Consider the following 12,104-nt stretch of genomic DNA (forward strand, 5'->3'; position numbering starts at 1 on the left):
TCCTCAGGGGATCATTATCGATGGCGCGTCAAAGGCTCCAATAGCGGATCTGTCGATCGATCTTTCGCGGATCGAACGCGCTCTTCACGTCGACGAAGATGCCGCCGGGTCGCACGAACGATTGGATCTTCGCCTGGCCCAGTTTGAGGTACGCATCGTGCGAGACCGCGAAAACGAGGGCGTCCAGATCGTGGAACTCCTCCAATGCGGCGAGCTGCAAGCCATATTCGTGAACGCACTCGGGGGCGCTGGCGAGCGGATCGTGAAGCAGGGCCTGAATGCCGAATTGCCGGAGCTCGGCGAGGATGTCGGGGACCTTGCTGTTGCGCAGATCGCTCACGTTCTCTTTGAAGGTGAGGCCCATCACACCGACCTTGGCGTGCTTCACGGGGATGTCCGCGTCGATGAGCAGCTTCACCGTGCGCTGCGCCACGAAGGGGCCGACGTTGTTGTTGATGCGACGGCCCGCGAGGATCACCTGCGGCTGGTAGCCGAGTTGCTCGGCCTTGGTCGTGAGATAGTACGGGTCGACGCCGATGCAATGGCCGCCCACCAGGCCGGGCTTGAACTTGAGGAAGTTCCACTTCGTGGCCGCCGCCGCCAGCACGTCGCTGGTGCGGATGTTCATGCGGTCGAAGATGATGGCCAGTTCGTTCATCAGCGCGATGTTCAAATCGCGCTGCGTGTTCTCGATGACCTTGGCCGCCTCGGCCACCTTGATCGAGGGCGCGCGGTGCACGCCGGCGGTCACCACCGTGCCGTAGACCTCCGCAACCCGCTCCAATGTCGCGCTGTCTTCCCCGGAGACGACCTTCACGATGCGCTCCAGGGTGTGCTCGGTGTCGCCCGGGTTGATGCGCTCGGGGGAGTAGCCCAAGCGAAAGTCTTTGCGCTCGAGCCCCGACACACGCGCGAGGATGGGCCCGCATACATCTTCGGTCACGCCGGGGTAGACCGTCGACTCGTAGACGATGCATGCGCCCTTCGAGAGGACCTTGCCGACGGTCTCGCTGGCGCGGATCACCGGGGTCAGGTTGGGCACGTTGTGCTCGTCCACGGGCGTGGGGACGGCCACGACGAAAAACGTCGCATTCTCGAGCTCTTTCGAATCACTCGTCATGCGCAACGTGGAGGCTGTGAGCTCTTCACGTTTATGTTCACCATTTCGGTCGTAACCACTCTGAAGTTCTTCGACTTTCTTCGTGTCGATGTCGAAACCGATCGTACCGGGAAAATGACGGGCAAAGGCGAGCGCGACGGGCAGGCCGACGTAACCGAGACCGATGACAGCGATTCGCTCTTCCTTCTTAGGCTGGCTCATGGAGATGTCCGTCCAAGCCGGGCTAGAGGGAAAGGAGGGAGCGGGGTCCTTCGATGAGGAGCCGCGAGCGTTCGGCCCGGCCGACGAGCGCTTCGAGCCTTTCGATGCTCGAAACCACGGCGTCGACGTCCTCAGGCTTGTGCGCATCGGAACTGGCGATCTCGTACGCCTCTTCCTCGAGCAGCTCTTCCGCGGCTCGCTGCGCGGCCCGGCCGTATTTTCCCACGAGCGAGCAAAGGTCGAGCTGCAGGTGGGTGCCGGCATCGAGCAGTGGCGTCAGCGCGCCGATGTCTTTCCAGACGGGTTGGTACCGCTCCGGGTGCGCGAGGACCGGGGCCAGGCCGGCGCGGCGCAGGTCGAAGAAGCGCGCTTGCAGGTTCCTCGGGAAGGCGCTCGAGGGAAGCTCGACGAGGACGGCGCGACGGACGCCGGGCGGGTGGGGGGCGTTGGGCGCGTTGGGCACACTGGGATAGGGCACGCCCTCGCCGGACACGAGACGTTGAAAAACGACGTCATCGAAAAAATGTTCGCTGGCTAGACCGACCTTGGGGAGCGGCACGCTGGCTTCTTCCAGGTGCGGGCCCATTGCGGCGTACGCGCGCTCGAGTGCGGGGCGGTCGTTGTCGAACATACCCGGGCGCATATGCGGCGTGGCGATCACCGTGGAAAATCCCGCTTGGAACAAGCGCGAAAGCATGGCGACGCTGGCGGCCGGACTGCGTGCACCGTCGTCGATGTGGGCGATCCAGTGGCTATGGAGATCGATAAAATCGCGCATTCCTCGAATGGAATTGGACCAATTCGGCCTGAGATTGCTACTACGATGTACGGTCAGCACCCGATCTGCTGCGAATGGCCTCGCTCAATCCGCTAACTCAGGAGCTCGTCTTCAAGATCGTCTTCTACGGCCCCGGGCTCGGCGGAAAGACGACAACGCTCCAGCATATCCATTCGGCGTCCGCGCCCGACAAACGTGGCAAGCTGGTGTCGCTGGCGACGCCGACGGATCGGACGCTGTACTTCGATTTTCTGCCGCTCCGTCTCCAGAAGATCCGCAACATGACGGTGCGGCTTCAACTTTTCACGGTGCCGGGCCAGGTCTATTACAGCGCGACCCGCAAGCTGGTGCTCACCGGCGCCGATGGCATCGTGTTCGTGGCGGACTCGCAGACCGCGCGGCTCGATGCGAACCAGGAGTCGCTCGAGGATCTGAACGCGAACCTCGCCGACCACGGGCGGGCGCTCTCGCAGCTGCCGCACACGTTCCAGTGGAACAAGCGCGATCTGTCCGAGGTCGTGTCCGAGGACGAGCTGGATCGGCGCTTCAATTTGTTCAGCGCCCCGTCGATTGGGACGAGTGCGACGCGCGGGGATGGGGTCTTCGAGGGGCTCGAGCAGATCACCAAGCTGACGATGGAGACGTACCGCGCCGAGCTGCCGAACCGGCGCGAGGTCATCATGCTGCTCGACGAGGAGACGTCGGGCATCGCGGACGCGATCCGCGGGCTCGCCGAGTCCCCGCGACCGAAGCCCGTGGAGGCGCCGCCGGTGCGCCGAGAGAAGTCGCCGTTGGTGGCCGCCATGGCCGCGGCTTCGGCGCAGCAAGCGCAGCAGCAACCGCCGCAGGCTGCCACGACGGGGCAGGCCGCGCATGCGCTGGCGCGCGCGCCAGATTCGACCGGGGGCGCGCGTGCGCGGTCCGACGGCGCGCAAAGCGGTTCGTACCTGGTGCCGACGGTGTCGCCGTCCTCGCAGGGCGGGACGTCGTTCAGCATGGCCGAGCTCTGGCCCGAGGTGGACCGCGATGCCGTCCGCAAGTGCGAGCACCTCTTGGCCGCGCATGACACGCTGGGCGCGATCATGGCGTGCGACGTGCTGCTTTCGCGCGTGCTCGCCTTTGCCGCGGGGCTCTGTGGCTCGGCGGATGCCCCGCGCGATCCCGCGCTCGTGTGCCTCTTGATCGGCCTGGACGGCCGGCGCTACGTGAAGTTCCGCGCCTTGGTGCGCGCGGCGCGCCAGAGCGACGAAGTGATCTACCGAGAAGCCCTCGAGTGCTTCACCTTCGTCGTCGAAGCGCGCCGCAACGCCACAGGGCTCGCGGCCAGCGTTCTGTGAGCGACAAACTCTAGAAGATTTGGCCGATCCGCTGCACGAGGCCCTTTCCGGAGAAGAGCAGGCGGAAGCCGCGCATCAACCAGCCGAGGCTCTTGGCGGAGTAGGGGAACCAGAGCGGATCGCGCTCGGGCGGTGAGAATCGGTCGTAGTTCACGTGGCGGGTCTCGGCCATGTCGCGCAGAGCATCGTCGCCGTGGACGCGGCCGAAGCCCGATTGCTTGATGCCGCCGAAGGGGGTGTCGACAGCCCCGTAGTTGATGAGCACATCGTTGATGACGACGCTGCCCGCCTCGATGCGCTCGGCGAGGGCGCGGCCGCGATCGCGATCCTTGGTGAAGACGTAGGCATTGAGCCCCAGGTGCGAGCTGTTGGCCAGCGCTAGGGCCTCCTCCTCCGAGGAGACGCGCGCAAAGGGCACGATGGGGCCGAAGATCTCCTGCGTCATGACCGTCATTTCGTGCGTGCAGTTGGCCAGGAGGGTCGGCTCGAAGAATTGCCCCGGGCCCGGGCGCTTCTGGCCGCCCAGCACCAGCTCCGCCCCCTTCTGCAGCGCGTCCTCGATGTGGCGTTCGGCGATCTCGATCTGCTTGGGGAAGATGATCGCGCCCACGTCGACGTAGTCCTTCGACGGATCGCCGATGCGCAGCGACGCGGTGAGCTCCTTCACGCGGTGCAGAAGCTTCGCGTAGATGTCCTTGTGCGCGTACACGCGCTCCACGGAGATGCACGCTTGGCCGGCGTTGGAGAAGCCGCCATAGACGATGGCGTGCGCGGTCCGCTCGAGATCCGCGTCGGCGCAGGCGATGAGCGGCGCCTTCCCCCCGAGCTCCATCACGCACGGCACGAGACGCGCACCGCAGGCCGCGGCCACGCGCCGGCCGGTCTCGACGCCGCCGGTGAAGACGACCTTCTGCACGCCCGACTCGATGAGCGCCTGCCCCGTGGGGCCGTAGCCGGTGACCACGCCGAAGAGATCCTCGGGGAGGCCCGTGCCATTGTAGATGGCCTTCGCTTTGAGCATCGTGAGCGGCGTGACCTCGCTGGGCTTCACCACCGCCGCGCTGCCGGTGATGAGTGCGGCCACGACGTCGCCCATGGGGATCGAGAAGGGGTAATTCCAGGGCGAGATGATGCCGATGATCCCGCGGGGTGCATAGTGCACGTAACTCTTGCGGTGCTTCAGCAGGTGCAGATCGAGCGGGCGCGGTGCGAGCAGCTGCGGGGCGTGGCGGCAGTAGTGCGTGAGAAAATCGGCGATGAGGGTGACCTCGTGGGCCAAGGCCTCGTGGCGGGGCTTGCCGCACTCGCGCGTGATGGTCTCGACGATGTCCTCGGCGTGGTCGACGATGGCATCGCGCAGGCGCAGCAGCCGCTCACAGCGCTCGGCCACGGGGAGCACGCCCCACGCGGCCTGCGCTTTGCGCGCGCGTTCGACGACGGCGACCACCTCGCTTGGAGACATGACGGGCACCTCGCCGAGCAGCTCCCCGCTGCCCGGCGCGTAGCTTCGAATGGTGCCACCCGATTGGGGCCCGCCGTTCCCTTGTCCAACCGCACCTTGCTCGCGTTGCTCGAATGCGACTGCGCCCATCGATCCACCTCCGCGTGGAGGTCTACGATAGCGCGTCAGCCCCAGCGAACGAGGTTGGTTTCGTACGGGTGCGTCAAAATCGGATTGTGCGGCATCACGCGCGCCGCGAAGGCGTGCGAACCGCTGTCCTTGGTCGGGATGGCGCCGCGGTAGAGATGGCCGTGCTCCGTGCGCGACACCAGCTTCATCGGCACGACATCGCCGCGCGAGAGGTCTTGGCCGGCGGCGACTTGCCCGTGGTACAGCTCCACCACCACGTCGTCGGGCGTGAGGCCGCCGAGGTGGACCAGCGCCTCGACATCGAGGGGCTCGCCGGAGTAGAGCTGCTCTTTGGAGCGCACGTTCACGGACTGAATGGCCACCTGCGGCCACGCGGCGCGCACCTTCTCCTTCCACGTGGTGAGCCGCTCGGCTTCGGCCAGGTTGCCTTCGCGCAGCCGCTTGGACAGGGTGATGGCCGGCACGTAGAAGGCGTCCGTGTACTCGCGCACCATGCGCGCGGTGTTGAACTCCGGGATCAGCTTGGAGATGGAGTTCTTCATCCGCCGGATCCAGGCGCGCGGCAGTTGGTCGTGCGGGGTGCGGTCGAAAAAGAGCGGCACCACGTCGCGCTCGAGCAGGTCGTAGAGCACCTCGGCCTCGAGGGCATCGCCGGCGCCGTCCTCGTATTCCTCGCCGCGGCCGACGGCCCAGCCCACCTCGCTGCCGTGGCGCGCCCAGGCTTCGGCCCACCAGCCATCGAGCACGCTGCAATTGAGCGCGCCGTTGGCGGCGGCCTTCATGCCGCTCGTGCCGCTGGCCTCGTGCGGGCGCCGCGGGGTGTTGAGCCACACGTCGACGCCGGCGACCATCGCGCGGGCGATGCGCATGTCGTAGTCCTCGATGAACACGACGCGCCGGGCGAGCTCCGGATCACGGCTCGCGTGGACGATGGAGCGAATCAGCTCCTTGCCGCCCTTGTCCTGCGGGTGCGCCTTGCCGGCGAAGACGAGCTGCACGGGCCGATCGGGATCGCCCAGCAGTCGCTTCACGCGGGCCATGTCGCTGAAGAGCAAGGTGGCGCGCTTGTACGTGGCGAAGCGGCGCGCGAAGCCGATGGTCAGCGCGCGCGGGTCGAGCACCTGTTCGGCACGCTCGACGTCCTCCGGCGTGAGCTGCCGGCGCTCGGCCGCGACCCGGCGCCAATGCCGGCAAAGTTGCACCAGGCGATGGCGGCGGTGCTCGTGCACCTGCCACAGCTCCGCGTCGGGGATGTTCTGCGCCCGCGCCCAGAGGGCAGGGTCGTCCACCTCGTCGGCCCAGCGCGGGCCGAGGTAGCGCGTGTAAAGCTCGCCGTGCTCGGCGCTGATCCACGACGCGATGTGCACGCCGTTGGTGACCGATCCGATGGGCACCTCGTGCTCGGGCAGCTCCGGCCAGAGCGTCTTGTACATCTTGCGCGACACCTCACCGTGCAGCGCGCTCACGCCGTTGTAATGGTCGGCCGAGCGGATCGCGAGCACCGGCATGGAGAAGGGGCTCTTGGCATCGCGCGTATCGACCCGGCCGAGGCCGATCAACTGCTCCTCGCTGATGTTGAGCGCTGCGCGGTACGGCTCGAGGTAGCGGCGCACCAGCTCGGGTTGGAAGACGTCGTTGCCCGCGGGGACGGGCGTGTGCGTGGTGAAAATGCTGGCCGCGGAATTCGCCTCGCAGGCGACGGCGAAGCTGGCGCCGCGCTCGCGCATCAAGCGGCCGATGCGTTCGAGGGCGAGAAACGCGGAGTGCCCCTCGTTCATGTGGCAGGCCGTCGGACTCATGCCCATCGCCTCGAGGGCGTGCACGCCGCCGATGCCGAGCATGATCTCCTGCCGCACGCGGAACTCCTGGTCGCCGCCGTAGAGCGGGCCGGTGATGGCGCGGTCGACCTTGGCGTTCTCCTCGAGGTTGGCGTCGAGCAAAAAGAGGGGAACGCGGCCGACCTGCACGCGCCAGAGTTGCGCGAGCACGGTGCGATCGGGGTAGGCGACGCGGATGATGAGGCGCTTGCCGTCAGCGCTGTGGACCGGGAGCACGGGAAGGCGCGTCCAGTCGTTGATCGGGTAGCGTTCGCCCTGCCATCCGTCGTCGTTGAGCACCTGGCGGAAGTAGCCCTCGGCGTACGCGAGGCCGACGCCGACGAGCGGGAGCCCGAGATCGCTGGCCGTCTTGAGGTGATCGCCCGCGAGCACACCCAGGCCTCCCGAGTAGATGGGCAGGCTCTGATGGAGGCCGTACTCCATGGAGAAGTAGGCGATGCGCGCATCCTTCGCGTTGGGGTACGTCTTCTTGAACCAACCCTCGCGCGACATGTACGCGTTGAACGTGGTCCACGCGGTCTCGAGGTGGCTTAGAAACGCATCGTCCGTGGCGAGTTCGTCGAGCCTCTGTTGCGAGGCGCGCGACAAAAGTTCAATCGGGTTGCCGTAAACTTCGTCATAAAGGTCTGGATCGATTCGTACGAAGAGAGAACGTGCGACGGGCGACCACGACCACCAGAGGTTGTACGCGATGTCGCGCAATCGCTCGAGAGGTGCGGGGAGGCGCGGAAGGACTGTGTATCGACGAAGCGTCGGCATGGCGGCGATATTAAGCACGTCCTGGTTTAACGGAAAACCTTGCAGCAGAAGTGCTTGCGGAATTTGGCGCACAAAGCGAGGTTCTTTCTGTGGGCACCGCGGCGAGGGAAGAAAATTCGATCAAGAAAAACGGCCGAAAGAAACGACGCGGGTTGATCTTCGCCGCGGTGACGATGCTCGTCACGGCCGGCATCGCATGTGGTTCGAAGGCACCTCCGGCCCATGAGGCCAGTCGGGCTGTCGCGTCGTCCGGGAGCGCACGGCCGACGTGGAACATCTCCGCTTCGGAGGCCTACCAGGGGCGCAGCGACGACGACGCCGGGTGCGCGCAATATGGGTACGTCTTCACGGACGAGGCGCCGCACCGCATTTCGGATCATGTGCCCTTCGCCCTCGGCAGTGCCGCGGTACCGGCCGATGCCAAGGCGACCTTGGATCGGATTGCGGCGCAGCTCAACGATCCGCACCCGAAGGTCGTGCGTCTGGCCGTCCTCGGTTATTCCACGACGGGCGAAGATCGTGTGTTGAGCCAAGGTCGTGCGAATGCCGTATTGGGCGAGCTCCTCGCGCGCGGCGTGCCGAGCAACCGGGTCGAGTCCCATGCCGTGAAAGGCGAGCTGCCACCGGGGCTGCCTCGCGCCGCCGTGGTGTTCGAGGTGCTCGTCGAATACCGCGGCGGCATCCAGCGTTGGGCCGATGGCGGCTTGGTGGCCTGCGCGCCCAACGATCCATCGCTCGATTGCGCCATCCCGCCCGAGGCCATGCGTACCTGCATTCGAAAGCCGAAATGAACTTCTCTTATTTGGGAGCGCTGCCCAAAGGCGCGTTGAAGGTCCTCTACGAGGTGGCGCGGCATCTGCTGCGGCGCCCGGTGGTGGGCATCGTCATTGCGGCGCACACGCGCGATGGGCGGTGGTTGCTCATCCGTCGCGCGGACACGGGAACGTGGGCGATGCCGGGTGGTACGTTGGAGTGGGGCGAGACCTTGCGCAGCACCATGGTGCGTGAGTTGCTCGAGGAGACGGGGGTGCGCGGGCCGGTGTTCGAGCGGCTCGTGGGCGTCTTCTCGCGTCCCGATCGCGATATCCGCTTTCATGCGGTGAACGTGCTGGTCCGTTGCGAGATCGAGCCGCCCGAGACCAGCGAAACCAGAGCGAGCAGCGAGGTGAACCCTCTGGAGATCCGCGAGGTGCGGCTTTTCCGCGAGGACGAGGTGCCGCGGCCTCTGGCGATGGGCCTGGATGATTTGTTCGACCTGGCGCGTCGAGCCGAATCGAAGGACGCCATTCTGGAGTAAAGCCGGGGCAGAGCGGTATATTCTCGGCGGTGCCCCCCACGTCCGGTGCCGCGACCGCCCTGCCATCCGATTCCCCCGCGGGCGCAGCGGGTTCTCGCAACGCCGAACCGATGCGCATCGCCACCCTGCAGGGCGACGTGCCCCGCGCGCACTACCGGCGTGGGGAGCGGCGGCCCCGCGCGATTGCGTGGTTCGGGTTTACCGCCTTTTGGGGCCACCTTCGTCACTTGGTGGCCTCGGCCATCGCGACCGAGAACATCGACTCGCGCCAGTGGATGATCCCGGATGCACCCCCGCGCTTGGTCGAGCGTGCGGTGGGCGTCTTGTCGGATCGCGGGGCCACGAATGCTCCCACGTTGGTGGAGTCCTTGGGGCGCGATCTCTGGATCGATTTCGTCGCCGACACCGGGGACGACGTTTCGGTGAGCGAGGCGGTGGCGCGTCTCGTGTTCGGCACCTTCGAGCTGGAAGACGGCACCCGACTTCCACGCGGCGATGTGCTCATCCTCGGCGGCGATCTGGCCTATCCGGTGGCCACGGTGCGCGAGGTCTCGCGGCGGCTGGTCGTGCCCTGGAACCACGTGCTCGAGGAGATCGGCGACGAGACACCGCGCGTGCTGTTGGCCATCCCGGGCAACCACGATTGGTACGACGGGCTCGATGGATTCGCGCGTCTCTGCCAGGCGCCGTGCGCCTTCGAGCAAACCGATTCGCCTTTGAGCCAGCGGGCGCTCCACCCGGTTACCAACGAGTTTCCCGTCCTCGCATGGGCGGACGCCTTTCGCCGGGGCGTGGCCGTGGAAAAGCCCGACACGATGGCCCTCTTCGGGTACGTGCCCATCCAGCGTGCGAGCTATTTCCGGCTGCCGCTCGCGCCGACGCTCGAGCTCTTCGCCGTGGATCGCCAATTGAGGCACATCGATCCGAGGCAGCAATCGTACTTCCGCGTGCCGGGGGCTCCTGCGCGCGTCGTCATGATGCCGGATCCCGCACGTGCGAGCGGCGAGGTGCGCGAGTCGGGCGCCTCGATGCTCAAGTCCATTGGCATCGAGGCGTCGCTCGATCCGACGCTCTTCATCGCCGGCGACATCCACCACTACGAGCGCTCGGCCGAAGGTCAGAGCCTGCACGTTGTGGCAGGGGGCGGAGGCGCATTCTTGCATGGTGCACGCACCGCGCGGCGGGGTGCCTACGCAATCGACGCGGAATTCCCCGGTCCCGTGGCCTCCAAGCGGATGCTGCGCGGTCTGCCGTGGCACGTGGCCTGGGGCGGTGCGGGCTGGCTCATCACCAGCGTTTTCGCCATCGGGCACGCGCTGGCCTTGTCGGCGTACATCGACAAGAGTCCGCGCGCGGCGCTCGGCGTGGCCTGCATCATGAGCGCGTGCGTGGCGGTGGGGACGGCGCTTCTCATCGGCTGGCGGCGACACCGCGCGTGGCGTTCGGTGCCCTTTGCCATGGGGTTTGGCCTGCTCACGGGGCTCTTGCCGGTGGACGTCGCCGTCGTGATCGATCGATTGGGGGTCTACCTCATGGGGCCCGGGACATTGCCACGCACGGCCTGGATGGTGCTCGGCTGGGTCGTGGCCACCTGGGCGAGCGGCTTTGCCTTTGGCGGCATGCTGTCCATGATCCACCGGCTCGGGTTGAACCACTCGCAGCCGTTCGCGGCGCTGGGAAGCCCGGCATACCGGCACTTTCTCCGGCTGCGCATCGACCGCACGGGGCATGTCGAGGTGTTCGCCTTGGGCTTGGTCGACCCGCTCGCCGACGAAAAACCGGTGCTAATCGACCGATTTACCTGGAGTGCCGCGCGCGATGCGCAGCAAACTTGAGCGAACGGCCTGGACGGATATACAGTGAACGCGTGTCACTGCGTTCCAAGCTGAGTCGGCTGAGTGTGCCAGAGCCCGAGGCGGAGCCGGAAGTCGCACCGATCGCGCCGCCGGCCTCGAATACGCTCGACCAGCTGCGCGCGAAGATGAACGCCATCCTCGAGCGAAGCGGCATGGAGAAACGGCCAGCGCCGCGGGCGGTGGACACCGACGATCTTCCCTTCGCGAGCATCGAGACCGATTCGGGCCTTTTGCACGTGCGCAACTTCCGGCTCTCGCCAGCGCACCGCACGGGCCGGGCGCCATTGCTTCCGGCGCGGGATGCCAGCACGGAGCTCCTGGCCTTGCTCGCCCTCGATCCATCGCTCCAGGCTTGCCAGCTGGGCGGCGCGCTGTACCTGGACACCGAGACCACGGGCCTCAGCGGGGGCACCGGCACGGTGGCGTTTCTCGTGGGATTGGCCTTCTGGGAGGGTGGCGACTTCGTCGTGGAGCAGCTCCTCGTGCGCGAGCTCGGGGAAGAGGCGCCCATGCTCGAGCGCGTGGCCATGCGGCTGCAGAAGGCGACCATGATTGTCACCTTCAACGGCAAAGCCTTCGACATGCCGCTTTTGCGCACGCGCTTCGTCATGAACCGCATCGCGCCCCCGGAGAATCTCCCGCACCTCGATTTGCTGCACGTGGCGCGGAGGCTCCACAGGCCGCGGGGCATCACCTGCCGATTGACCAACATCGAGCGCGAGATCCTCGGATTCGAGCGCGACAACGACGTCGACTCGGCCGACGTGAGCGCTTGTTATTTCCACTTCCTCCGCACCGGCGACGGCAGCGCCTTGCGCCGGGTGGTCGAGCACAACTCGTGGGACGTCGTTTCGATGGCGGCGCTGGTCGGTCTCTACGGGGAACCGCTCGAGGGCTCGCAGCTCGATCCGGAGGATCTGGTCGGCGTGGCCCGCACCCTGAAGCGTGCGGGGGCCATGGATGGTGCGGCCGCGGCGGCGGAGACGGCCATTCGGCGCGGGGCCGGGCACGAATCCATCCGGGTGCGCGCGGAGATCGCCAAGGCCCGCGGCGACCGGGCACGGGCGCTCCTCGATTACAGCGCGCTGGCCGAGAAAATCGATTGCGACCGGGTCCGGCTGGAGTTGGCCAAGTTGTACGAGCACTACGTCAAGGAGCCGGCACGGGCACTCGCCCTGGTCGAACAGGGGACCGGCGAGTCGGAGCCCTCGCGACGGCACCGTGCCGCACGTCTCACGCGCAAGGCGAGGGATCAGGGGTTAGGGGTTAGGGATAAAGGAAGAGGAACGGCGAGCCTTTTTCGCGATCGTCCCTAACCCCTAATCCC

The 12,104-nt window shown here is 66.8% G+C and carries 9 protein-coding genes; 5 read left to right on the forward strand and 4 right to left on the reverse strand.

Translation table 11 applies throughout. From position 1 onward, the window contains the following. Positions 1 to 28: 28 nt before the first annotated feature. Together LVJ94_18875 and LVJ94_18880 are read right to left on the reverse strand one after the other, a co-directional pair. Positions 29 to 1,321, reverse strand: a complete 1,293-nt coding sequence (locus LVJ94_18875) for a nucleotide sugar dehydrogenase (protein ID WXB09286.1) — start codon at positions 1,319 to 1,321, stop codon at positions 29 to 31. 22 nt (positions 1,322 to 1,343) lie between these two features. Further along, on the reverse strand, positions 1,344 to 2,099 hold the full coding sequence (locus tag LVJ94_18880; GenBank protein ID WXB09287.1) for a protein tyrosine phosphatase: 756 nt from the start codon (positions 2,097 to 2,099) through the stop codon (positions 1,344 to 1,346). A 74-nt stretch (positions 2,100 to 2,173) separates the two neighbouring features. Here LVJ94_18880 and LVJ94_18885 point away from each other — a divergent pair, with 74 nt between their 5' ends. Further along, positions 2,174 to 3,436: a GTPase domain-containing protein gene (locus LVJ94_18885; protein WXB09288.1), complete on the forward strand. Its 1,263-nt coding sequence runs from the start codon at positions 2,174 to 2,176 to the stop codon at positions 3,434 to 3,436. A gap of 10 nt (positions 3,437 to 3,446) precedes the next feature. Here LVJ94_18885 and LVJ94_18890 read toward each other — a convergent pair whose 3' ends face one another. After that, on the reverse strand, positions 3,447 to 5,027 hold the full coding sequence (locus LVJ94_18890; protein ID WXB09289.1) for an aldehyde dehydrogenase family protein: 1,581 nt from the start codon (positions 5,025 to 5,027) through the stop codon (positions 3,447 to 3,449). A 35-nt stretch (positions 5,028 to 5,062) separates the two neighbouring features. Next, a complete protein-coding gene (glgP, locus tag LVJ94_18895) occupies positions 5,063 to 7,624 on the reverse strand; it encodes an alpha-glucan family phosphorylase (GenBank protein WXB09290.1) in 2,562 nt (853 codons plus the stop codon). Positions 7,625 to 7,791: 167 nt separating this feature from the next. Between glgP and LVJ94_18900 the strand changes: the two genes are divergently transcribed. From LVJ94_18900 to LVJ94_18915, 4 genes are read left to right on the forward strand one after another with little or no spacing between them, the layout of a single operon-like run. After that, positions 7,792 to 8,415, forward strand: coding sequence for a hypothetical protein (locus LVJ94_18900; GenBank protein ID WXB09291.1), 624 nt, complete (start codon positions 7,792 to 7,794; stop codon positions 8,413 to 8,415). Next, entirely contained in the window at positions 8,412 to 8,921 is a 510-nt protein-coding gene (locus tag LVJ94_18905; protein WXB09292.1) for an NUDIX hydrolase, read from the forward strand. Before LVJ94_18900 ends, LVJ94_18905 begins: the two co-directional genes overlap by 4 nt. 29 nt (positions 8,922 to 8,950) lie before the next feature. Then, positions 8,951 to 10,756 carry a hypothetical protein gene (locus LVJ94_18910; GenBank protein WXB09293.1) on the forward strand — a complete coding sequence of 602 codons (1,806 nt, stop codon included), beginning with the start codon at positions 8,951 to 8,953 and terminating at the stop codon, positions 10,754 to 10,756. A 32-nt stretch (positions 10,757 to 10,788) separates the two neighbouring features. Next, positions 10,789 to 12,093, forward strand: a complete 1,305-nt coding sequence (locus LVJ94_18915) for a ribonuclease H-like domain-containing protein (GenBank protein ID WXB09294.1) — start codon at positions 10,789 to 10,791, stop codon at positions 12,091 to 12,093. The last annotated feature ends 11 nt before the right edge of the window (positions 12,094 to 12,104 follow it).

This window comes from Sorangiineae bacterium MSr11367 (assembly GCA_037157805.1).
GTDB classification, from domain to species: Bacteria; Myxococcota_A; Polyangia; order Polyangiales; family Polyangiaceae; genus Pendulispora; species Pendulispora rubella.

Excerpts from the sequence above, each read along its gene's own strand:
- LVJ94_18880 (WXB09287.1), bottom strand. The coding sequence starts at position 2,099 with ATGCGCGATTTTATCGATCTCCATAGCCACTGGATCGCCCACATCGAC.
- LVJ94_18885 (WXB09288.1), top strand. The coding sequence starts at position 2,174 with ATGGCCTCGCTCAATCCGCTAACTCAGGAGCTCGTCTTCAAGATCGTC.
- LVJ94_18890 (WXB09289.1), bottom strand. The coding sequence starts at position 5,027 with ATGGGCGCAGTCGCATTCGAGCAACGCGAGCAAGGTGCGGTTGGACAA.
- glgP (WXB09290.1), bottom strand. The coding sequence starts at position 7,624 with ATGCCGACGCTTCGTCGATACACAGTCCTTCCGCGCCTCCCCGCACCT.
- LVJ94_18905 (WXB09292.1), top strand. The coding sequence starts at position 8,412 with ATGAACTTCTCTTATTTGGGAGCGCTGCCCAAAGGCGCGTTGAAGGTC.
- LVJ94_18875 (WXB09286.1), bottom strand. The coding sequence starts at position 1,321 with ATGAGCCAGCCTAAGAAGGAAGAGCGAATCGCTGTCATCGGTCTCGGT.